Source organism: Pseudomonas sp. FW305-3-2-15-E-TSA4 (assembly GCF_058787295.1).
Window position 1 is genome coordinate 82883 of sequence record NZ_JBYSZP010000014.1, and the last position, 19971, is coordinate 102853.

Here is a 19971-nt window from a genome sequence, read left to right on the forward strand (position 1 = left end):
GGGGAAGGGCGGCTATGATGAGCCACGTTTTTTTGCTTACAACCTGGAGAATTCCATGAGCAGCGATCTTATCAAACACGTTAGCGACGCCAGCTTCGAAGCCGACGTACTCAAGGCCGAAGGCGCTGTACTGGTCGACTACTGGGCTGAATGGTGCGGCCCTTGCAAAATGATCGCTCCGGTTCTGGACGAGATTGCCGAGACTTACAAAGGCAAGCTGACCATCGCCAAACTGAACATCGACGAAAACCAGGAAACCCCGGCCAAGCACGGCGTGCGTGGTATCCCGACGCTGATGCTGTTCAAGAACGGCAACGTTGAAGCGACCAAAGTCGGCGCCCTGTCGAAGTCGCAACTGGCTGCTTTCCTCGACGCCAACATCTAAGCGTCGCAGTAAATCGCCGAAAAAAAGCCTCGCAATTTGCGGGGCTTTTTGCGTATTCAGGGCTAGACGCTCCGAAACTCAGGTGGTACATTCGGCCCCGCACTGGTTTCTCCACTGCCCCCTGCTAGCCGTCGCCGACGCACTCCTTTTCGAACAAGTTCGCGATCCTGTCGCCTTCTCCGCGGCGCGGCCTCATTAAGCCAAAAGCTTAATTTCCCCCCTCCATAAATGATTACGTCATTCCTATATGAATCTGACTGAACTCAAGCAAAAGCCGATTACCGAACTGCTCGAATTGGCCGAACAGATGGGCATAGAAAATATGGCCCGTTCGCGCAAGCAGGACGTGATTTTCTCCCTGCTGAAAAAGCACGCGAAAAGCGGCGAGGAAATCTCCGGTGATGGCGTGCTGGAGATTCTCCAGGACGGCTTCGGCTTCCTGCGCTCCGCTGACGCTTCCTACCTCGCCGGCCCGGACGATATCTACGTCTCGCCGAGCCAGATCCGTCGTTTCAACTTGCGCACCGGTGACACCATCGTTGGCAAGATCCGCCCTCCGAAGGAAGGCGAGCGTTACTTCGCTCTGCTCAAGGTCGACACGATCAACTTCGATCGTCCGGAGAACGCGAAGAACAAGATTCTCTTCGAGAACCTGACCCCGCTGTTCCCGACCGTGCGCATGAAGATGGAAGCCGGCAACGGTTCCACCGAAGACTTGACCGGTCGTGTGATCGACCTGTGCGCCCCGATCGGCAAAGGCCAGCGTGGTCTGATCGTTGCGCCGCCGAAGGCCGGTAAAACGATCATGCTGCAGAACATCGCGGCGAACATCGCCCGTAACAATCCTGAAGTTCACCTGATCGTGCTGTTGATCGACGAACGTCCGGAAGAAGTAACCGAAATGCAGCGCACCGTGCGCGGCGAAGTGGTTGCCTCGACCTTCGACGAGCCGCCGACCCGTCACGTGCAGGTTGCCGAAATGGTGATCGAGAAGGCCAAGCGCCTGGTCGAACACAAGAAGGACGTGGTGATCCTGCTCGACTCCATCACCCGTCTGGCCCGTGCCTACAACACCGTGATCCCGAGCTCCGGCAAGGTGCTGACCGGTGGTGTTGACGCCCACGCCCTGGAGAAACCGAAGCGTTTCTTCGGTGCTGCGCGCAACATCGAAGAAGGCGGCTCGCTGACCATTATCGCCACCGCGCTGGTTGAAACCGGCTCGAAGATGGACGAAGTGATCTACGAAGAGTTCAAGGGTACCGGCAACATGGAACTGCCTCTGGATCGCAAGATCGCCGAGAAGCGTGTGTTCCCGGCCATCAACATCAACCGTTCCGGCACCCGCCGCGAAGAGTTGCTGACCGCCGACGACGAACTGCAGCGCATGTGGATCCTGCGCAAGCTGCTGCACCCGATGGACGAAGTGGCTGCCATCGAGTTCCTGGTCGACAAGCTGAAAACGACCAAGACCAACGACGAGTTCTTCCTGTCGATGAAGCGCAAGTAACATCGCCGGTTGAACCGATAAAAAGGGCGCCCCTTTGGGGGGCGCCTTTTTTTTGCATGAAATTTACCCCGGCAATGGGAGGTTCCTGATCTGGTAAGGTCTGTGATCGGGCAACCCACAAACAGCGCTCGGAGCCTCTGTGATTAAGGCTCGTGCTGTACAAAAAACAACCACCTGATTGGCATTAAAGATTTTATGAGCACACTCGCTTATCGAAGGGATATCGACGGCCTGCGAGCAGTCGCGGTGATCGCCGTGGTGCTGTTCCATTTTGGCGTCCCGGGGTTTACCGGCGGTTTTGTCGGCGTGGACGTGTTCTTCGTGATTTCCGGCTACCTCATCACCTCGATCATCTGGAATCAGCGTCAGGCTGGCCGTTTCAGCTTCGTCGAGTTCTGGGCGCGGCGTGCGCGGCGGATTCTGCCGGCGCTGTTCGCGATGATCATTGCGGTGCTGGCGGTGGGCTGGTTCCTGCTGGCGCCCAAGGACTACGAAGAGCTGGGGCGTTCGGTGCGCTATCAGGTGACGTTCGTCTCGAACATCCTGTTCATGCGTCAGGACGGCTACTTCGACGTTGCCTCTGACCTGAAACCGCTGTTGCACACGTGGTCACTGGCGGTGGAGGAGCAGTTCTACATCTTCTTCCCGCTGCTGCTGACGTTGCTCTCGAGCCGCCTGAAACACTGGCGGCTGGCGCTGTTCGGCGTGCTGCTGGTGTCGTTCGGGCTGAGTGTGTGGGCGATCCAGCATCATCCGGAGAAAGCCTTCTTCCTGCTGCCGATGCGCGCCTGGGAGTTGCTCGCCGGGGCGATGCTGGCGATTGCGCCGAAACACGCCTGGCGCTTGAAACCGCTGGCCGCCCAGACCTTGAGCCTGCTCGGCATGGGGTTGATCCTGCTGGCGGTGTTTGCCTATGACAAGTCGACGCCGTTCCCGGGTGTCACCGCGTTGCTGCCGGTGCTGGGCGTGGTGCTGCTGATTCTGGCCAACGGTCATCGCGAAACGCTGGTTGGTCAATTGTTGAGCAGTCGGGTGATGGTCGGCCTCGGGCTGATCTCCTATTCCTGGTATTTGTGGCACTGGCCGGTATTCGTGTTTTCCAGCTACGCCAGTGTCGATGAGCCGGGCGCGCTCGACACGGCCGGGTTGATTCTGCTGACCCTGGTGCTGGGTTATCTGTCATGGAAGTTCGTCGAAACGCCGTTCCGTGAACGGCGCCTGCTCGCCGGTCGTCGGCAGATTCTGCTGGCCGGTTTCTGCGGGATCCTGGTGCTCGGTCTGGCCGGGCAATCACTGCGCTGGACCGATGGCTTGCCATGGCGCCTGTCCGAGCAGGCGCTGCAATATGCCAAGGGCCGCGAGTGGCGGCCGGAGCTGATGGCATGTCTGGCGGACGACAAGACCCCTGACGACAAGCTGTTCTGCCATTACGGCGTGGCGGATCTGCCGACCCGCGCGATGGTCTGGGGCGACAGCCATGCCACGGCGCTGATCCCGGTGTTCGATGACGGTGCCAAAGCTCACGGTGTCAGCGTGATTCTGGCCAGTTCTCCGGGTTGCATTCCGGTCGATGGGCTGGAGCATGACGGGGTTTGTGCACGCTTCAACAAGCGGGTCGAGCAGGGGCTGAAAACCCAGGCGATCAGCGATGTGGTGCTGGTCGCCCGCTGGAGCCTGTACCTGTACGGCGATGCCAAGGGTGATCTCGGGCATGTCTTGAGAACGCCAGACGGTCGTTACGATCGCGCCGAGGCGGAGCAGCGTTTTGCCGAAGGCCTGCGCACTCGCGTCGCACAATTGCGGGCAGCCGGGCATCGCGTATGGCTGGTGAAAGAGGCGCCGTTGCAGGCGTTCAGCCCGCCGTATCGGCTGACGCGGCTGGCGATGCTCGATCGCCCGGTGGATGACGTCGGACTGGCCGTCGAGGCGCACCACAAACGTCAGGTGTTCATCAGTCAGTTGTTCGCGCAGTTGGCGCAGAATGATCCGGCGGTGCGCGTGGTCGATCCGGCGCCGCGACTGTGTGATGAAAACGGCCTGTGCCACGCCGAGCTCGGCGGCTACTCGCTGTACACCGATGACAATCACCTGTCCGAAGTCGGTGCGCGGTTTGTGGCGCCGATCCTTGAGCCGCTGTTTATCGGCCTGCAAGGCCGGGAAAACCTTGGCAAAGCGCAGACGAATGCAGCCAAGTAAGCAGCGACAGGCTGCCACAGGGCTGCATAGCAGGTAGGATGTACGCCTATTTTGAGGGTGCCATCGTCAATGAAATTCAAGGATCTTCGGGATTTCGTGCAGCAGCTTGAGCAGCGCGGAGAGTTGAAACGCATCCAGATTCCCGTCTCGCCGGTGCTGGAGATGACCGAGGTGTGCGACCGCACACTGCGGGCCAAGGGCCCGGCGCTGCTGTTCGAGAAACCCACCGGCTACGACATCCCGGTGCTCGGCAACCTGTTTGGCACCCCGGAGCGGGTGGCCATGGGCATGGGCGCCGAGTCGGTCAGCGAACTGCGCGAGATCGGCAAGCTGCTGGCTTTCCTCAAGGAGCCGGAGCCACCGAAGGGCTTGAAGGACGCGTGGTCGAAACTGCCGATCTTCCGCAAGATCATCTCGATGGCGCCGAAAGTCGTCAAAGACGCGGTGTGCCAGGAAGTGGTCATCGAAGGCGACGACGTCGACCTGGCGATGCTGCCGGTGCAGACCTGCTGGCCCGGCGACGTCGGGCCGCTGATCACTTGGGGCCTGACCGTCACAAAAGGCCCGAACAAGGACCGCCAGAACCTTGGTATCTACCGTCAGCAAGTGATCGGCCGCAACAAGGTGATCATGCGCTGGCTCAGCCACCGTGGCGGTGCGCTGGACTTCCGTGAGTGGTGCGAGAAGCATCCGGGCCAGCCATTCCCGGTCTCCGTGGCGCTGGGCGCCGACCCTGCGACCATCCTCGGCGCCGTGACGCCGGTGCCGGACAGCCTCTCCGAATACGCTTTCGCCGGTCTGTTGCGCGGTAACCGCACCGAGCTGGTCAAGTGCCGTGGCAACGACCTGCAGGTGCCGGCCACTGCCGAGATCATCCTCGAAGGGGTGATTCATCCGGGCGAAATGGCCGACGAAGGCCCGTACGGCGACCACACCGGTTACTACAACGAAGTCGACAGCTTCCCGGTGTTCACCGTCGAGCGCATTACCCACCGGATCAAGCCGATCTATCACAGCACCTACACCGGCCGTCCACCGGATGAGCCGGCGATTCTCGGCGTGGCGCTGAACGAAGTGTTCGTGCCGATCCTGCAGAAGCAGTTCCCGGAGATCACCGACTTCTACCTGCCGCCGGAAGGCTGCTCGTACCGCATGGCCGTGGTGACGATGAAGAAGTCGTATCCGGGGCATGCCAAGCGCGTGATGCTCGGTGTCTGGTCGTTTTTGCGACAGTTCATGTACACCAAGTTCGTTATCGTCACTGACGACGATATCAACGCCCGGGACTGGAACGACGTGATCTGGGCCATCACCACGCGCATGGACCCCAAGCGCGACACGGTGATGATCGACAACACGCCGATCGACTACCTCGACTTCGCCTCGCCGGTGTCCGGCCTGGGCTCGAAAATGGGCCTGGATGCCACCCACAAGTGGCCGGGCGAAACCACTCGCGAGTGGGGCCGCATAATCGTCAAGGACGACGCCGTCACCCAGCGGATCGATGCCATCTGGAATCAGTTAGGAATAGATTGATGCGTGTAACCCTGCAGCCCTCCGGAGCGGTGCTTGAGATACAGCCCGGCGAGCGGATTCTCGATGGTGCGCGGCGCCTGGGCTACGACTGCCCGCAAAGCTGCCGCAACGGCAATTGCCACGTGTGTGCGGCGCTGTTGGTGGAAGGCCGGGTCGAGCAGGCCGGCAAGGTGCATGACCACGGCGAGTTCTACACTTGCATAGCCGAGCCGCTGGAAGACTGCGTCCTGCTGTGGGATGGCGTGCTCGCGCTGGGAGAACTGCCGGTGCGCAGCCTGTCGTGTCAGGTCATCGAATGCCGGGATGTCGGCGGCGACACCTGGCGCGTGCGTCTGCGTGCGCCGGCCGGCAAGCCGCCGCGTTATCACGCCGGGCAGTACCTGATGATCGAGCGTAAAAACGGCGAGAAGTCGGCGTTCTCAATGGCCTCGGCGCCGCACGGCGGGCGCGATCTGGAAATCCACGTACTGGCCCGCGAAGCCAGTGCCCTGAGTCTGATCGAGCAACTGCAGCGCAACCCGCTGGTGCGCGTCGAATTGCCGTTCGGCGACACTCACCTCGCCGAGTTGCCCGACGGGCCGCTGGTGTTGATCGCCGCCGGTACCGGCATGGGCCAGATCCACAGCCTGATCGAACACTGCCGCGCCAACGGCTTCAAACACCCGGTGCATCTGTATTGGGGTGTACGCCGTCCGGAAGATTTCTACGAGATCGAACATTGGGACGAATGGTTGAAGCTGCCCAACCTGTTCCTGCACAAAGTCGTCAGCGACCAGTGCGGCTGGGAAGGGCGCTGCGGGATGCTGCACCAGGCCGTGTGTGAAGACTTCGCCGATCTGAAGTCCCTGCACGTCTACGCCAGCGGCTCGCCGGCGATGGTCTACGGCACGCTGGATGCGCTGGTGGAAGCCGGGATGGATGCGCACCAGATGCGCGCCGATGTATTTGCGTATGCGCCTCGGTCTTGAACCGCGCCCCTAGAAACGTACGCCGCTAGTCACCATCGCCGCATTGGCGCCGAGAAATACCAGCTCGGCGGCCAATGGGCCGTAGTGAGTCCCGACGGACGGAATGATCACCGGCGCAACGCCGTAGCGGTTCAAAGGAATCTTGTCCTTGTAATCACCGCGATAACCCTGCAACAGCCCACCCGTGAGTTTCAGATACACCGGGTACTCGCTGCTGTCATAGCGCTTGCCGACATAGGCATAGTTCGAACGCTGACGAAACGAATTGCGGAAAGTTGCCCCGCCAAATACCCAGCCGGAAGCCTGATTGCGTTCGATGCCGATCAAGTCCTGATGATTATTGTGTTCGGGGTCGGGCGAGTAATGTCGGGTGTAGACACTGGTCTGGGCATACCAGAAACCTTTGCCTTGCGCATCGTCCTCGGCCAATGCATGGCCGGCCTGAGTCATCAGTAATGCGGTCAATAGTCTCGGGATTTTCATTGAGCAGCCTCGGTTAAACGGGATGGCTTGCGCCAGAGGAAGGCCGTTATACGTAGGCGTTCAGCGACGGAGAAGAAAGAAAGTCCGACATTTTAGTAGGAAGTTTCCCGCGCCTTCATGAACGAAACCTGAACAAGCGAAGGCTTATGCATATTTCATTCGGGTATTTAAGATATTTCTGCAATGGTATTAGGCTATATAAAGCCGCATAGCCGGGGCTGATAACCCCCAGTAGCGCTATCGGGCAGGCCATACATCCTTTAGCACTTTTCGTTTTACAGTTACTGCTATATGTTCTATCCAGCGAATTGTGCTTACATCTTGTAATACTTGCGGGGCCGAACACTTCCGTCATGACAGCCATTGAATCTGCTTTTGTGAATCTGGCTTACCCTCCGCGGCTCGATCTGGGGCCGCAGCTGACCCACGAACAACTTCTCGTCTCGATGCAATCGACCATGGCGCGCCACAAGGGCGGCCCGGTGTGGCTGTTCGCCTACGGTTCGCTGATCTGGCGCCCGGAATGTACGGCGGTGGAGCGGGTGCGCGGACGAGTCCATGGCTACCATCGTGGCTTGTACCTGTGGTCGCATGAGCATCGCGGAACGCCGGAAATGCCCGGGCTGGTATTTGGTCTGGATCGCGGCGGTTCATGCAGCGGCTTCGCCTATCGGCTGCCGGAAGAGAACCTCGACGCTGCGCTGTACGCGCTGTGGAAACGCGAGATGCCGTTCCCGTCCTATCGCCCGCACTGGCTGAACTGCCGGCTCGAAGATGGCAGTCAGGTTCAGGCGTTAGGGTTTGTTTTGGAGCGACACCTGCCCAGCTATGCCGGCAACTTGCCGGATCACGTGCTGAGTCAGGTGTTCGAAAGCGCTTGCGGGCGTTACGGCACCACTCGCGATTATGTCGAGCAGACCGCCCACGCCCTGCGCAGCCACGCCATGCCGGATCGAAATCTGGAGGCGCGGCTCAAGCGCTGTCAGTCAAAAGCCGATCAGGCGACGGCTTCGCGGCTCTGACTGGCGACTTGCTTGTGCCACAGGGTCGGGGCCAGGAAGGCCATCGACAGCAGGCAAGCGCCCACCAGCAGGACAAAACCACCGTTCCAGCCGAAGTGGTCAACGGTGTAGCCCATCGCCGCACTCGCCGCGACCGAACCACCCAGGTAACCGAACAGACCGGTGAAGCCCGCAGCCGTGCCGGCGGCTTTCTTCGGTGCCAGTTCCAGCGCCTGCAGGCCGATCAGCATCACCGGGCCATAGATCAGGAAGCCGATCGAGAACAGCGCGATCATGTCCACCGTCGGGTTGCCGGCCGGGTTCAGCCAGTACACCAGCGTCGCCACGGTCACCAGCGCCATGAACACCATGCCGGTCAGGCCACGATTGCCACGGAAGATCTTGTCCGACATCCAGCCGCACAGCAGCGTGCCCGGAATGCCCGCCCACTCGTAGAAGAAATAGGCCCACGAGGTTTTATCCACGGTGAAACCTTTGGCTTCTTTCAGGTAGGTCGGCGCCCAATCCAGTACGCCGTAGCGCAGCAGGTAAACGAACACGTTGGCCATGGCGATGTACCAGAGCATTTTGTTGCGCAGCACGTATTTGACGAAAATTTCCTTGGCGCTGAATTCGTCTTCGTGGCTGGCGTCGTAGCCTTCCGGGTAATCGTTCTTGTACTTCTCGATCGGCGGCAGGCCGACCGATTGCGGGGTGTCGCGCATGGTGATGAAGGCAAACACCGCCACGCCCAGCGCCACCGCTGCCGGAACGTAGAAGGCTGCGTGCCAGTCATTGAACAGGCCCATGCCGATCAGGAACAGCGGGCCGATCAGACCGCCACCGACGTTATGCGCCACGTTCCACACCGAAACCACGCCGCCACGTTCCTTCTGCGACCACCAGTGCACCATGGTGCGTCCGCTCGGCGGCCAGCCCATGCCTTGGGCCCAGCCGTTGATGAACAGCAGGATGAACATCATGGTCACGCTGGAAGTCGCCCACGGCGCAAAACCGAAAATGAACATCACCCCGGCTGACACCAGCAGGCCGAATGGAAGGAAGTAGCGCGGGTTGGAACGGTCGGACACCAGGCCCATCAGGAACTTCGACAGACCGTAGGCAATGGCGATGGCCGACATCGCCAGCCCCAGATCGCCACGGCTGTAGCCTTCGTCGATCAGGTACGGCATGGCCAGCGAGAAGTTTTTGCGCAGCAGGTAGTAACCCGCGTAGCCAAAGAAGATACCGGCGAAGATCTGCCAGCGCAGGCGTCGGTAAGTACTGTCTATTTTTTCTTCAGGCAATGGAGCCTGATGTGCGGCAGGACGAAAGAAAGCAAACATTCAAGAGCTCCAGATTTCTTGTTTTGACTGCGGATGCGAATGTTACAGTTTCGTTACCGAAAATAGCACCGGTTCGCATTGGCAAAATAGGGGAAATGTTGGAATTCGCGCGTTCTTTTACGAACCTGTCGCTCAGCTGTAAGAACAGGGCGTTTTCACCACTTATCTACATGGAGTGACTTAGACTCGCGGCCCGTTCAGCCGATTGATCAGCCGAGATAAGCAATGTCACTGAAGGTTCGCATGTTGGTGCCGAGATTTTTGGTGGCAGCGGGACTTGCCGTCGTGTTGCTGACATTGATCGTCACCGATCATCCTGCTCATTCCGGCCTGCGCAACGCTACGGTGCTGATCATTCGGCATGCGGAAAAACCGGATACAGGATCGGTGCTCAATGCCCGAGGCGAGCAACGCGCCGCCGCCTACGTCGACTATTTCAATCCGCTGAAACTCGACGGCCAGACGTTCACCCCCAAGCGTTTGATCGCTGCCGGCGATACCCCGGAAAGTTCGCGCTCACGCCTGACCCTGACCCCGTTGGCCCAGCGCTTGAACCTTGCGATCGAGCAGCCCTACGTCAATGGCGACCTGCATCAACTGGTCAAACTGTTGCGCAAGAGCAATCAGGCGCAGACGGTGCTGATTGCCTGGCACCACGGCCATATCAACAAACTGCTCAAAGCCTTTGGCGGTGACCCCACAGCCCTGATGGGGCAGGAAAAATGGCCGGATGAGGTCTTTGACTGGCTGATTGTCCTGCGCTTCGACGACAAGGGTCGGCTGATTCCGTCGCGCAGCCTGAAGGTGCAGGAGCACTTGTTGCCGGGCGACGTTGCTGGTGCGAGCGGCGGCTAAACGTCCGTCAGAAAATGTACCTGCCGTCATTTGCCCAGCGGTTTCGTCGGATTTCCCATCGGGATCAGGAAATGTCCTGCATTCAATAGCGAAGCTGCGCCATTCAGTAAAAAGACAGTGCTCCTTAAACTTTCTGTTGTTGCCGGACAGGCATCTCTCAATAGGGAAGGGGCGCGATCATGCGGTGGTTTTTTGCAGGGCTTTTATTGACGATCTTCAGTCTTGCACTGGCGGCAGAAGGGTTACTCATACCTGAAAACAACCCGCAGCCGATTTACCCGAAGAGGTTGTCCAGGGCAGGGGTCGAAGGCGAGGTCAGGGTCAGCTTTATCGTCAAGGCGGATGGCTCGGTCAGCGCGATCGACATCGTGCAAAGTGATCACCCCGATCTGGCTGAGGCGGTCAAAGACGCCATAACACAGTGGCGCTTCAGGCCCTGGACGATTGAAGACGGTCGGCCTGCGGAACAGCCCGTCGTGGCGCCGATGCTCTTTCGATTGGCCAGGGACCAGCCGATCGACATCAACCAGTGGCTGAAGTCAGTAAAGTGTCGCGTCATCAATGACGGTTTCAGGAACATGCCTGAGCACGCCTGGGTCGACGCAGAAGTGTTTAATTACACCCGTGCTTACGTTTCCAACGTGATTCTCAAGAGTCAGTTGGCCGATGAACAACGTCTGGCAATCATCGCCAAGATGAACCGGCGCGTACCGATGATCGTCAGAGGCTGCCGGGAAGCTCCTATGCGTAGCTACATGAGTTTTCTGCCGGGAGAGGTTCGTGAGTTGCTTTGAGCCAGCGACGCTGTGTTGCTGCCTGGCGCGAATCAGGCCGGCTCCGAGAGTCACCGGCCTGCAAAAACTCAGCGCACCTGCACCACCACCTTGCCCACCGCCTTGCGCTGCCCCAGATCGTTGATCGCCTGCGCCGCGTTGCTCAGCGGATACACCTGCGACACCAGCGGTTTCAACTTGCCCTCGGCGAACCAGTCGAACAGTTGCTGGAAGTTCGCCGCGTTGTCCTGCGGCTGGCGCTGGGCGAAGGAGCCCCAGAACACGCCGAGTACCGCGGCGCCCTTGAGCAGCGTGAGGTTGACCGGCAGCTCGGGGATGCGTCCGCTGGCGAAGCCGACCACCAGCAGGCGGCCGTTCCAGGCGATGGCGCGGATGGCCTGGTCAAACAGGTCGCCACCGACCGGGTCGTAGATCACGTCGGCGCCCTGGCCGTCGGTGAGGCGTTTGATTTCGTCCTTGAGGCTGGTTTCGCTGTAGTTGATCAGTTCATCGGCACCGGCGGCCTTGGCCACGGCGAGTTTTTCCGTGCTGCTGGCGGCGGCGATGACCCGGGCACCCATGGCTTTGCCGATTTCCACCGCCGCCAGACCGACGCCACCGGAAGCGCCGAGCACCAGCAGGGTCTCGCCCGGTTGCAGGTTGGCCCGTTGCTTGAGGGCGTGCATCGAAGTGCCGTAGGTCATGCTGAACGCGGCGGCGGTGTTGAAATCCATCGACGGCGGGATCGGCAGCACGTTGTAGCCCGGCACCGCGACCTGTTCGGCGAAGCTGCCCCAGCCGGTCAGGGCCATGACCCGGTCGCCGACTTTCAGGTGGCTGACTTTCTCACCGACGGCGCTGACCACGCCGGCCGCTTCGCCCCCCGGCGAAAACGGGAAGGGCGGCTTGAACTGATACTTGCCCTCGATGATCAGCGTGTCCGGGAAGTTGACCCCGGCGGCGTGCACCTCCAGCAGGATTTCGTTCTTCTTCGCGACAGGACTGGCGACGTCTTCCAGCACCAGCGATTCGGCAGGGCCGAAGGCTTTGCACAGCACGGCTTTCATCAGGGCTATTCCTTTGGGAGTGATGGCCGATAAGTGTAGGTGTGTCAGTCAACGGGTCAACGAGCATGCCCGGCCCTGATATTCAGCCATAAGCTTGTGCTTGCGCGGCGGGTCGTTATGCTAGGCCGCAAACCGGATAAGGAGCGAATTGTGAAAGCGTGGATCATGTTGTTGCTGGCCCTGTCTCTGCCTGTGGCAGCGCTGGCCGAAGAAGCCAAAGAAGGCGAGGCGCCGAAGGTCAACTACATCACCCTGAGCCCGCCGTTCGTGGGTAACTACGGGCTGGACGGCACGCCTAAGCTGAAGGTCTACAAGGCCGACGTGGCGCTGCGTGTAACGGGCGAAGAGGCGACCAAGCTGGTCAAGGCCAACGAGCCGCTGATCCGCAATCAACTGGTGGCGCTGTTCACTCAGCAGACCACCGAGGCGATGGGCAGCATCGAAGGCAAGGAAAAGCTGCGTCAGGAAGCCCTGAAGCAGACCCAGCAAGTGATGAATGACGAGACCGGCAAACCGGTGGTTGAAGATCTGTTGTTCAACAACCTGATCATTCAGTAACCACGCTGGCCGCTGTTCAGGACGCCAGGCTCTTGCGAAAGCGCGCCAGGGCGATAACGAAGAACAGCAGACCGATGGCCGTCAGCGCCAGCAAGTCCGGCCAGACCACGCTCAGCCCGGCGTCGCGAAACAGAATCGCGGCGCTGAGGCTGACAAAATGTGTGGACGGCGAGCCCTGCATGACCCACTGCAGCCACTGCGGCATGCTGTCCAATGGCGTGCTGCCGCCGGACAGCAGCAACATCGGGATGATCACCGGAATCGCCAGCAGACCGAACTGCGGCGTCGAGCGCGCCAGCGTCGCCAGAAAGATACCCAACGCGGTACTGGCAAACAGATAAACCGCAGTCACCAGCAAAAACAGGCTCATCGAGCCGGCCAACGGCACACCCAACAGGCCTTTGACCACCACTTCCAGCGACAGCCAGGTGCACAACACCACCACCAGCAGGTTGCTCCAGATTTTCGCCAGCATGATTTCCAGCGCCGTCAGCGGCAGCACCAGCAAATGGTCGAGCGTGCCGTGTTCGCGTTCGCGCAGCAGCGCCGTACCGGTGAGGATGATCGCCAGAATAGTGATGTTGTTGACGATCTGAATCACCGCCAGAAACCAGCCGCCCTCCAGATTGGTGTTGAACAGGGCGCGAGTAGTCAGTTGCACGGGTGCCTTGGCCGCTGCACCGCCCTGACCGGCATAGTCGAGCAATTCGCGCTGGAAGATCCGGCCGATGTAGCCGGCGCCCATGAACGCCTGGCTCATGGCGGTGGCATCGACGTTGACCTGAATCGCCGGTTGCCGCGCGGCGAGCAAGTCGGTTTGAAAGCCCGCCGGAATATTGATCACGAAGGTGTACTCACCGCTGTCCATCACTTGGTCCAGCTGCGCATAAGGCAACAGCACCGGATTCTGGAATTCCGGCGGCTGCAGGGCCTGGGCCAACTGGCGCGAGAGGGCGCTGTGGTCTTCGTCAACGATCGCCACGCTGGCGTTGTGCACGCCGATCACCGAACCGGCGGCGGGCATGTAAATCGCCACGGTGAAGGCGTAGAACAGGAACAGCAGCAACACGCTGTCATGGCGCAGGCTGGTCAGCTCTTTGAGTCCCAGGCGCAGGATGTGCGCGAACTTGTGCATCAGGCCTCCTGCTTTTTCAGCATGATCAGGCTCAGCCCGGTGAACCCGACAAAGAACCCGAACAGCGCCAGGCACTGTGGCCACAGCTGACGCAAGTCCAGCGCCTTGGTGAACGTACCCACCGCGATGTCGAGGAAGTGCCCCGCCGGAAACAGCATGCCCATAATCGCTGCCGCGCCCTCCAGTGAAGAGCGCGGCACGATCAGCCCGGAGAACTGGATGGTCGGCAGGCTGGTGATGATCATGGTGCCGAGGATCGCGGCAATTTGCGTGCGGGTGAACGCCGAGATCAGCAGGCCCATGCTGGTGGTCGCCAGCACGTACAGCAGGCCGCCGAATGCCAGCGTCAGCAGGCTGCCCTTGAACGGCACGCCGAACAGCCAGCGATTCATCGCCACCAGCAGCGCCAGGTTGACCAGACTGACCAGCAGGTACGGCGCCTGTTTACCCAGCAGAAACTCCAGACGGGTCAGGGGTGTGGCGTAGAAATTGGTGATCGAGCCCAACTCCTTTTCGCGGACGATGCCGAGCGCCGTGAGCATCGCCGGAATGAAGGCGAGGATCAGCGCCATGACCCCGGGGCCAATAGCGTTGACGCTGACCACGTCCTGGTTGTAGCGAAAGCGGGTTTCCAGGCTGGCGGCCGCCGGGTGGGCCAGCGCGGGGCTGCTCTGCTCGGCCAGCTGTTGCAGATTGGCCAAGTGCACTGCTTCAACATAATTGCGGCTGGTTTCGGCGCGAAACGGCATGCCGCCATCCAGCCACGCCGCCACGGCGGGTTGGCGCCCGGCGTACAGATCGCGGCCGAATCCGGGGGGAATCTCAAGCGCCAGTTTGATTTCCGAGCGTTGCAGGCGCCGGTGCAGTTCCTGCGGGTCATGAATGGCCGGCTGTTCGTCGAAGTACCGGGAGCCGCGAAACGCCTCCAGATAAGCTCGGCTCTGCGGCGTCTGATCCTGGTCGTACACGGCAAACGCGAGGTTTTCCACGTCCAGCGAGATGCCGTAACCGAAGATCACCATCATGAAAATCGCCCCGGCCAAGGCGAACGCCATGCGCACTTTGTCGCGCAACAGCTCCTTGCCTTCGCGACTGGCCACGGCCAACAGGCGACCGAGGCTGAAACCGTGACGGGGCAGCGGTGTTGTCGCTGCGCTCGGCGGCGCCATTTGCGGTTCGGCCACAGGCGCTGGTGGCTGAACACCTTGAGCCTGTTCCAGGCAAGTGACGAAGGCCGCTTCCAGCGTCTCTCCCGCAAACTGGCGTTGCAGCGCCGCCGGGGTGTCGCAGGCGAGGACCTTGCCCGCGTGCATCAGCGAGATGCGGTCGCAGCGCTGCGCTTCGTTCATGAAGTGCGTGGAGAGGAAGATCGTCACGCCCTGTTCGCGGGACAACTCGATCAACAGTCGCCAGAAATCATCACGGGCTGCCGGATCGACGCCGGAAGTCGGCTCGTCGAGAATCAGGACCTCCGGGCGGTGCAGCACCGCCACCGCCAGTGACAGACGCTGGCGCAGCCCCAATGGCAATGCCCCGGATGGCTGGTCGGCGACCGCGAGCAGATTGAAGCGCTGAATCAATGCTTCGATGCGTTGTGCGCTCTCGGTTTTGGGCAGGTCGAACAGCCGCGCGTGCAGCTCGAGGTTCTGCCGCACACTCAGTTCGCCGTACAGCGAAAAACTCTGCGACATGAAGCCGACCCGCTTGCGCGTGGCCAGATCCTTGGCGTTCACCGGGTTGCCGAGCAGCGTCGCACTGCCTTCACTGGCCGGCATCAACCCGGTCAGGACTTTCATGGTGGTGGTCTTGCCGCAGCCGTTGGAGCCGAGAAAACCGAAAATCTCGCCACGGCCAATGGCAAAGCTGACGTGATCCACGGCGGTGAAATCGCCGAAGCGCAGCGTCAGGTCGTGGGCTTCGATGGCGATGTCGCTGCTGTTGCCAGTGCGCGGTGGAATCACCAACGGCTGAGCGTCATGCTGGCTGTCGCCCTGGAAATGAGTGAAGGCGTCATCGAGTTTGCCGCTGGGGGTGACGGTCGCCAGTTCGCGGCTAAGGCCGGTGGCGATCAACTGGCCGGCGTCGAGCATCAGGCAATGCTCGAACTGCTCGGCTTCTTCCATATAGGCCGTGGCGACCAGCAGCGTCAGTTGCGGGCGCTGGCGTCGCACATCGTCGACCAATTCCCAGAAGCGCCGACGCGAGAGCGGGTCGACGCCGGTGGTCGGCTCATCGAGGATCAGCAGATCCGGTTCATGGATCAGCGCGCAGCACAGCCCGAGTTTCTGCTTCATGCCGCCGGACAACTTGCCGGCGGGGCGCTCGGCGAACTTCAGCAGATCCGTGGCGAGCAACAGGCTGTGCATGCGCTGCTCGCTTTCAGCCTTGGACAGGCCGAACAGCGTCGAGAAGAACTGGATGTTCTCGCGGATCGACAGCTCCGGGTACAAGTTGCCGCCCAGTCCCTGCGGCATGAAGGCGATGCGCGCATAGAGTGTGTCGCGATGCCGGCGATCCTCGATCGCGCCACCGAGCACGTCCAGTTGCCCTTGCTGCAAGGTCTTCACGCCGGCAATCAACCCCAGCAGGCTGGATTTGCCCGCGCCATCGGGGCCGATCAGCCCGCAGCGGGTGCCGGTGGGCAGGCTGAAGGCAATGTTGCTCAGCGCTTGCTGTTTGCCGTAGCGGTGGGCGATACCGTTCGCTTGAGCCGCAAGGCCGCTCATTGCAGATTGGCCGGCCATTCGACGGGCGCGATCCGCACGTAGCCGGCCCCGGGCATGCCGGGTTTGGCCTGCGGCACGGCGCTGGGCTGGACCAGGCGCAGCTTGACGCGGAACACCAGTTTTTGCCGCTCGTCGCGGGTCTCGACCTCTTTGGGAGTGAACTGCGATTTGGCTGCGACGAAGCTGATTTTTGCCGGCAGCGGGTTATCGGGCAAGGCATCGAGCAGCACGCGAGCCTCATCGCCCACCGCCAGGCGCCCGGCCACCGCGGCTGACAGATAGAGGTTCATGTACTGGTCGTTGGGATCGATCAGCAGCAAGACCCGGCCACCGGCTCCCAGCACTTCGCCGGGCTCGGCCATGCGCAGCTGGATCACGCCATCAATCGGCGCGCGCAGACTGCTGTCGTCAATTTCACTGGTCAACTGTGCGACTTGAGCCTGTGCCGCGCCAATCGCCGCACTGACAGCAGACACTTGGGCCCGGGCGGCGACAACGGCAGCGTTGCCAGTGCCGATGCGTGACTGCAGCTGATCGATGATCTGCGCGCTGACATAACCGTGCTTGAACAGTGATTGCGAACGCCCGAGCTCTTGCTGGGCCAGCAGCAGTTCACTCTGGCGCAACTGCACGTTGGCCTGAGCGGCGTTGAGATTCTCCCGGGCGCGCAACACTTCGGCTTCGGCCTGATTACGCTGGGCTTCAAGGGTGCGGGTGTCCATGCGTGCCAGCAATTGCCCTTTGCTGACCTTGTCGCCTTCGTCGACCAGTACTTCGGCGAGGCGCCCGGGAGTCTTGCTGGCGATCTGCACTTCGGTGGCTTCCAGCCGCCCGTTGCCCATCGACAGTCCTTCGACCAGGCGGCTGCTGATGGACATCCAGTAACCGAGGCCGCCAGCGACGGCGAGTAATACCAGGAGCGAACCGGCGTATAGAAGTGAAGAACGGCTGTGCGTCGACATGGGGGCATCCTGCGGCAGTGGCTTGCAGTCTGACTGTTCAAGCGTTCCGTTCGCTTGATGTCAGTCAAATGAGCGTCAAGCCTAGCCCCTTTTGTCGGTAAAAACCGTGACCGGCAAGTTCTCAGCGCAAGCCGAGCACGGCGGCCCACTGTTCGGCCGTCACTGGCATGACCGACAGGCGACTGCCTTTTTGCACCAGCGGCATTTCGGCCAGTGCGGTCTGCTGTTTCAGGTAATCAAGCTTCAGCACCCGGGCAAACGTCTCGACGTGTGCCACATCAATGGCGCTCCATGCGTTTTTCTCTGGGGTGGCTTTTGGGTCGAAGTAATGGCTCTCGGGTTCCAGTGCGGTGGGATCCGGGTACGCTGCCTGAATAATCCTGCCGATTCCGGCAATCCCCGGCTCCGGGCAACTGGAATGGTAGAAAAAGAACTCATCGCCGACGGCCATCGCCCGCAGGAAGTTACGCGCCTGATAGTTGCGAACCCCGTCCCAGCGCGCTGTGCCGAGTTTCTCCAGGCCTTTGATCGAGAGTTCGTCAGGCTCGGATTTCATCAGCCAATAGGCCATGTCTTTTGCTCCTCAAGCGGTCATTGGGCAGGTTGTCGGGCAATTTTATGACAAACCGACGGTCGGTTGACGTCAGCGTTTGCGCGCGGGTTCACGTTGTCGCAAAATGCCGGCCTTTAAAGCTTGACGCTGCTGCACGGCCTACGAACGGAAACCGCTGCTGTCATCGTGATGATGTGCCTTGAGGGGGGCAATCGATGAAACGCAAACCGGATTTGCTATGGACTTTGGTTATTTTGTTCGGCCTTGGCGTCGTGACCACCGGTTACGCGCAAAGTCTGTGGACGAGCAAGACCGATGCTCCGGTTGAAGTCGCGCAACAGGTCCAACAGTCGACTGCCTTCAAGCGCTGAAACTGCCTTCCCGACGCCGCTGATCTGCGCGGCGTCTATCCTGCGAAATACCACGCCTTATCGGTGACCGTGCCCTGCAACGGTACATCCCAGCTGGCCTGCGCCAGGCGTTCGACCTTCTGACATTCATGGGCCAGGCCCAGCAACGTCGGCTTGCGCCAGTTCTTGCGCCGGGCCAGGTACGCCAGACTGCGATCATAGAAACCGCCGCCCATCCCCAGGCGTCCGCCAACATCGTCAAACCCCACCAGTGGCAACAACACCAGGTCCAGGGTCCAGATCTTGCGCTGATGAGCCAGATTGGCCCGAGGCTCAAGAATACGGAAGCGATTGGGCTTGAGCTTGTCGCCGGGGCGAATCCGCTGGAACACCATTTTGGTTCGCGGCCAGGTGCTGAGCACCGGCAGATACGTGGCTTTGCCGCGACGCTGGGCTTCACGCAGCAGCAGGCGCGGGTCGATTTCACCGTCGGTGGGCAGATACAGAGAGATGTGTTTCGCCCGGCGGAAATGCGGGTCTTGCGCCAGTTGGCGGAACAGGCCTTTGGCGGCCTGTCGTTGTTCACCGGCCGTCAGCGCGCGGCGCGCCTTGCGCAGCAGGCGGCGGAGTTGCGGGCGGGGCAGCAGCGCAGGTTCGGTCATGGTTCGGCTTCGGCAGGTGAGGGCGAAAACGCACGCATAAAAAATCCGATGCCGGCAAAAACCGGCATCGGATTCGAATCAGGCTCCCCGGATGAACCGCTGTCAACTTAGCCCTTGAACCCGAAAGTTCAAGGTGGAGGATGCAGTAGACTTTAAGGCTTTCCGTCTGGCGGACATGCACACCAGCCCAACGTGCAACCTCCAGGGTAGTGCAAATCGGCTCAGGGACATCGTCAACTGGCAAGCACCCCAGGGAGTGCGGCGAGTATACCTCAAGCGGCCTGGCGAATCAGCCCTTGCTGATGTCCGGATCGTCGGCCAGCACCAGATCGACACGATCGAGCAAGTCGCGCACCTGTTCACGGGTCGAGCCGCTGGCCTGGATGTCCGGGCGCTCTTCTTTGTGCAAGAGGTCGTGGGTGATGTTCAGCGCAGCCATCACCGCAATACGGTCGGCGCCGATGACTTTACCGCTGCTGCGGATCTCGCGCATCTTGCCGTCCAGGTAGCGGGCGGCGCTGACCAGATTGCTGCGTTCTTCCTGGGGGCAGATGATCGAATATTCTTTGTCGAGGATCTGCACGGTAACGCTATTGCTTGAACTCATGAGTCTTGCTCCAGGGCCTTGAGGCGCGAAATCATCGATTCGACCTTACGCCGGGCGATTTCGTTTTTTTCAATGAGGTGAGCGCGTTCCTCGCGCCAGGTCTTTTCCTGAGCTAGTAAGAGTGCGTTTTGACTCTTTAGTTGCTCGACTCGGCTAATCAGCTTTTCGAGTCTGGCCATCAGCGCTTGCAGGTCGGTGTCTTCCATTGTGTCCACTGAATTCATCTGATGGGCGGCAGGCGCCTGGCTGGCGGACAGCCTTTAATAGTCTTGGCGAGTCTGTCGATGTAGGATACAAGGCC

General features: G+C 60.7%; 20 protein-coding genes and 1 other RNA gene. 10 read left to right on the forward strand and 11 right to left on the reverse strand.

The features are described from left to right. Positions 1 to 55 precede the first annotated feature (55 nt). The 5 genes from trxA to AC3WMV_RS19655 all read left to right on the forward strand — a co-directional run bounded on the left by trxA (position 56) and on the right by AC3WMV_RS19655 (position 6592). Positions 56 to 385 (forward strand): thioredoxin TrxA, encoded by a 330-nt coding sequence (gene trxA, locus AC3WMV_RS19635; protein ID WP_003177349.1) that lies wholly within the window; start codon positions 56 to 58, stop codon positions 383 to 385. A gap of 247 nt (positions 386 to 632) precedes the next feature. Continuing rightward, on the forward strand, positions 633 to 1892 hold the full coding sequence (gene rho, locus AC3WMV_RS19640) for a transcription termination factor Rho (protein WP_003229334.1): 1260 nt from the start codon (positions 633 to 635) through the stop codon (positions 1890 to 1892). Positions 1893 to 2087: 195 nt separating this feature from the next. Continuing rightward, positions 2088 to 4088: an acyltransferase family protein gene (locus AC3WMV_RS19645; RefSeq protein ID WP_103368183.1), complete on the forward strand. Its 2001-nt coding sequence runs from the start codon at positions 2088 to 2090 to the stop codon at positions 4086 to 4088. 69 nt (positions 4089 to 4157) lie between these two features. After that, complete coding sequence (gene ubiD / locus AC3WMV_RS19650; protein ID WP_103368184.1) at positions 4158 to 5624, forward strand: 4-hydroxy-3-polyprenylbenzoate decarboxylase; 1467 nt, start codon at positions 4158 to 4160, stop codon at positions 5622 to 5624. Continuing rightward, on the forward strand, positions 5624 to 6592 hold the full coding sequence (locus AC3WMV_RS19655) for a CDP-6-deoxy-delta-3,4-glucoseen reductase (RefSeq protein ID WP_103368185.1): 969 nt from the start codon (positions 5624 to 5626) through the stop codon (positions 6590 to 6592). Before ubiD ends, AC3WMV_RS19655 begins: the two co-directional genes overlap by 1 nt. Positions 6593 to 6601: 9 nt before the next feature. Here AC3WMV_RS19655 and AC3WMV_RS19660 read toward each other — a convergent pair whose 3' ends face one another. Then, the gene (locus AC3WMV_RS19660; protein ID WP_103368186.1) at positions 6602 to 7075 is read right to left on the reverse strand and encodes a sn-glycerol-3-phosphate transporter; all 474 of its coding nucleotides are present in this window, start codon (positions 7073 to 7075) and stop codon (positions 6602 to 6604) included. A 353-nt stretch (positions 7076 to 7428) separates the two neighbouring features. Here AC3WMV_RS19660 and AC3WMV_RS19665 point away from each other — a divergent pair, with 353 nt between their 5' ends. Beyond that, on the forward strand, positions 7429 to 8097 hold the full coding sequence (locus AC3WMV_RS19665; RefSeq protein WP_047596692.1) for a gamma-glutamylcyclotransferase: 669 nt from the start codon (positions 7429 to 7431) through the stop codon (positions 8095 to 8097). Here AC3WMV_RS19665 and glpT read toward each other — a convergent pair. After that, positions 8073 to 9422 carry a glycerol-3-phosphate transporter gene (gene glpT / locus AC3WMV_RS19670; RefSeq protein ID WP_027610481.1) on the reverse strand — a complete coding sequence of 450 codons (1350 nt, stop codon included), beginning with the start codon at positions 9420 to 9422 and terminating at the stop codon, positions 8073 to 8075. The genes AC3WMV_RS19665 and glpT overlap by 25 nt on opposite strands. 225 nt (positions 9423 to 9647) lie before the next feature. Here glpT and AC3WMV_RS19675 point away from each other — a divergent pair, with 225 nt between their 5' ends. Both AC3WMV_RS19675 and AC3WMV_RS19680 read left to right on the forward strand, forming a co-directional pair. Continuing rightward, positions 9648 to 10277 carry a flagellar basal body-associated protein FliL gene (locus tag AC3WMV_RS19675; protein WP_103368187.1) on the forward strand — a complete coding sequence of 210 codons (630 nt, stop codon included), beginning with the start codon at positions 9648 to 9650 and terminating at the stop codon, positions 10275 to 10277. A gap of 179 nt (positions 10278 to 10456) precedes the next feature. Further along, on the forward strand, positions 10457 to 11071 hold the full coding sequence (locus tag AC3WMV_RS19680; protein WP_027610483.1) for an energy transducer TonB: 615 nt from the start codon (positions 10457 to 10459) through the stop codon (positions 11069 to 11071). Positions 11072 to 11139: 68 nt separating this feature from the next. Here AC3WMV_RS19680 and AC3WMV_RS19685 read toward each other — a convergent pair whose 3' ends face one another. Continuing rightward, on the reverse strand, positions 11140 to 12117 hold the full coding sequence (locus tag AC3WMV_RS19685) for an NADPH:quinone oxidoreductase family protein (protein WP_103368188.1): 978 nt from the start codon (positions 12115 to 12117) through the stop codon (positions 11140 to 11142). 150 nt (positions 12118 to 12267) lie between these two features. Here AC3WMV_RS19685 and AC3WMV_RS19690 point away from each other — a divergent pair, with 150 nt between their 5' ends. Continuing rightward, positions 12268 to 12675, forward strand: coding sequence for a flagellar basal body-associated protein FliL (locus AC3WMV_RS19690; RefSeq protein ID WP_027610485.1), 408 nt, complete (start codon positions 12268 to 12270; stop codon positions 12673 to 12675). A 16-nt stretch (positions 12676 to 12691) separates the two neighbouring features. Here AC3WMV_RS19690 and AC3WMV_RS19695 read toward each other — a convergent pair whose 3' ends face one another. The 4 genes from AC3WMV_RS19695 to AC3WMV_RS19710 all read right to left on the reverse strand — a co-directional run bounded on the left by AC3WMV_RS19695 (position 12692) and on the right by AC3WMV_RS19710 (position 18069). After that, entirely contained in the window at positions 12692 to 13810 is a 1119-nt protein-coding gene (locus AC3WMV_RS19695; protein ID WP_103368189.1) for an ABC transporter permease, read from the reverse strand. Then, a complete protein-coding gene (gene rbbA / locus AC3WMV_RS19700; protein ID WP_103368190.1) occupies positions 13810 to 16536 on the reverse strand; it encodes a ribosome-associated ATPase/putative transporter RbbA in 2727 nt (908 codons plus the stop codon). Before rbbA ends, AC3WMV_RS19695 begins: the two co-directional genes overlap by 1 nt. Then, positions 16533 to 17498, reverse strand: coding sequence for an HlyD family secretion protein (locus AC3WMV_RS19705; protein ID WP_098966184.1), 966 nt, complete (start codon positions 17496 to 17498; stop codon positions 16533 to 16535). Before AC3WMV_RS19705 ends, rbbA begins: the two co-directional genes overlap by 4 nt. 121 nt (positions 17499 to 17619) lie before the next feature. After that, complete coding sequence (locus AC3WMV_RS19710; protein WP_007968408.1) at positions 17620 to 18069, reverse strand: EVE domain-containing protein; 450 nt, start codon at positions 18067 to 18069, stop codon at positions 17620 to 17622. Between the two features lie 197 nt (positions 18070 to 18266). On the opposite strand from AC3WMV_RS19710, the gene AC3WMV_RS19715 reads away from it, so the two are divergent. After that, positions 18267 to 18422 carry a hypothetical protein gene (locus tag AC3WMV_RS19715; protein WP_003229308.1) on the forward strand — a complete coding sequence of 52 codons (156 nt, stop codon included), beginning with the start codon at positions 18267 to 18269 and terminating at the stop codon, positions 18420 to 18422. Between the two features lie 35 nt (positions 18423 to 18457). Here the strand turns inward: AC3WMV_RS19715 and AC3WMV_RS19720 are convergent, their stop codons facing one another. The 4 genes from AC3WMV_RS19720 to AC3WMV_RS19735 all read right to left on the reverse strand — a co-directional run bounded on the left by AC3WMV_RS19720 (position 18458) and on the right by AC3WMV_RS19735 (position 19876). Beyond that, a complete protein-coding gene (locus tag AC3WMV_RS19720) occupies positions 18458 to 19063 on the reverse strand; it encodes a 5-formyltetrahydrofolate cyclo-ligase (protein ID WP_103368191.1) in 606 nt (201 codons plus the stop codon). Between the two features lie 80 nt (positions 19064 to 19143). Further along, positions 19144 to 19322: non-coding RNA, 6S RNA (ssrS, locus tag AC3WMV_RS19725), on the reverse strand. A 30-nt stretch (positions 19323 to 19352) separates the two neighbouring features. Further along, positions 19353 to 19670 (reverse strand): cell division protein ZapA, encoded by a 318-nt coding sequence (locus AC3WMV_RS19730; RefSeq protein ID WP_007967943.1) that lies wholly within the window; start codon positions 19668 to 19670, stop codon positions 19353 to 19355. Then, entirely contained in the window at positions 19667 to 19876 is a 210-nt protein-coding gene (locus AC3WMV_RS19735; RefSeq protein ID WP_047597101.1) for a TIGR02449 family protein, read from the reverse strand. Before AC3WMV_RS19735 ends, AC3WMV_RS19730 begins: the two co-directional genes overlap by 4 nt. Positions 19877 to 19971: the final 95 nt, after the last annotated feature.

Bases quoted from the DNA above. Each gene is read 5' to 3' on its own strand.
- AC3WMV_RS19705 (WP_098966184.1), bottom strand. From the start codon at position 17,498: ATGTCGACGCACAGCCGTTCTTCACTTCTATACGCCGGTTCGCTCCTG.
- AC3WMV_RS19680 (WP_027610483.1), top strand. From the start codon at position 10,457: ATGCGGTGGTTTTTTGCAGGGCTTTTATTGACGATCTTCAGTCTTGCA.
- trxA (WP_003177349.1), top strand. From the start codon at position 56: ATGAGCAGCGATCTTATCAAACACGTTAGCGACGCCAGCTTCGAAGCC.
- AC3WMV_RS19710 (WP_007968408.1), bottom strand. From the start codon at position 18,069: ATGGCCTATTGGCTGATGAAATCCGAGCCTGACGAACTCTCGATCAAA.
- AC3WMV_RS19695 (WP_103368189.1), bottom strand. From the start codon at position 13,810: ATGCACAAGTTCGCGCACATCCTGCGCCTGGGACTCAAAGAGCTGACC.
- AC3WMV_RS19655 (WP_103368185.1), top strand. From the start codon at position 5,624: ATGCGTGTAACCCTGCAGCCCTCCGGAGCGGTGCTTGAGATACAGCCC.
- rbbA (WP_103368190.1), bottom strand. From the start codon at position 16,536: ATGAGCGGCCTTGCGGCTCAAGCGAACGGTATCGCCCACCGCTACGGC.
- glpT (WP_027610481.1), bottom strand. From the start codon at position 9,422: ATGTTTGCTTTCTTTCGTCCTGCCGCACATCAGGCTCCATTGCCTGAA.
- rho (WP_003229334.1), top strand. From the start codon at position 633: ATGAATCTGACTGAACTCAAGCAAAAGCCGATTACCGAACTGCTCGAA.
- AC3WMV_RS19660 (WP_103368186.1), bottom strand. From the start codon at position 7,075: ATGAAAATCCCGAGACTATTGACCGCATTACTGATGACTCAGGCCGGC.
- AC3WMV_RS19665 (WP_047596692.1), top strand. From the start codon at position 7,429: ATGACAGCCATTGAATCTGCTTTTGTGAATCTGGCTTACCCTCCGCGG.
- AC3WMV_RS19685 (WP_103368188.1), bottom strand. From the start codon at position 12,117: ATGAAAGCCGTGCTGTGCAAAGCCTTCGGCCCTGCCGAATCGCTGGTG.
- AC3WMV_RS19720 (WP_103368191.1), bottom strand. From the start codon at position 19,063: ATGACCGAACCTGCGCTGCTGCCCCGCCCGCAACTCCGCCGCCTGCTG.
- ubiD (WP_103368184.1), top strand. From the start codon at position 4,158: ATGAAATTCAAGGATCTTCGGGATTTCGTGCAGCAGCTTGAGCAGCGC.
- AC3WMV_RS19730 (WP_007967943.1), bottom strand. From the start codon at position 19,670: ATGAGTTCAAGCAATAGCGTTACCGTGCAGATCCTCGACAAAGAATAT.
- AC3WMV_RS19715 (WP_003229308.1), top strand. From the start codon at position 18,267: ATGAAACGCAAACCGGATTTGCTATGGACTTTGGTTATTTTGTTCGGC.
- AC3WMV_RS19735 (WP_047597101.1), bottom strand. From the start codon at position 19,876: ATGGAAGACACCGACCTGCAAGCGCTGATGGCCAGACTCGAAAAGCTG.
- AC3WMV_RS19645 (WP_103368183.1), top strand. From the start codon at position 2,088: ATGAGCACACTCGCTTATCGAAGGGATATCGACGGCCTGCGAGCAGTC.
- AC3WMV_RS19675 (WP_103368187.1), top strand. From the start codon at position 9,648: ATGTCACTGAAGGTTCGCATGTTGGTGCCGAGATTTTTGGTGGCAGCG.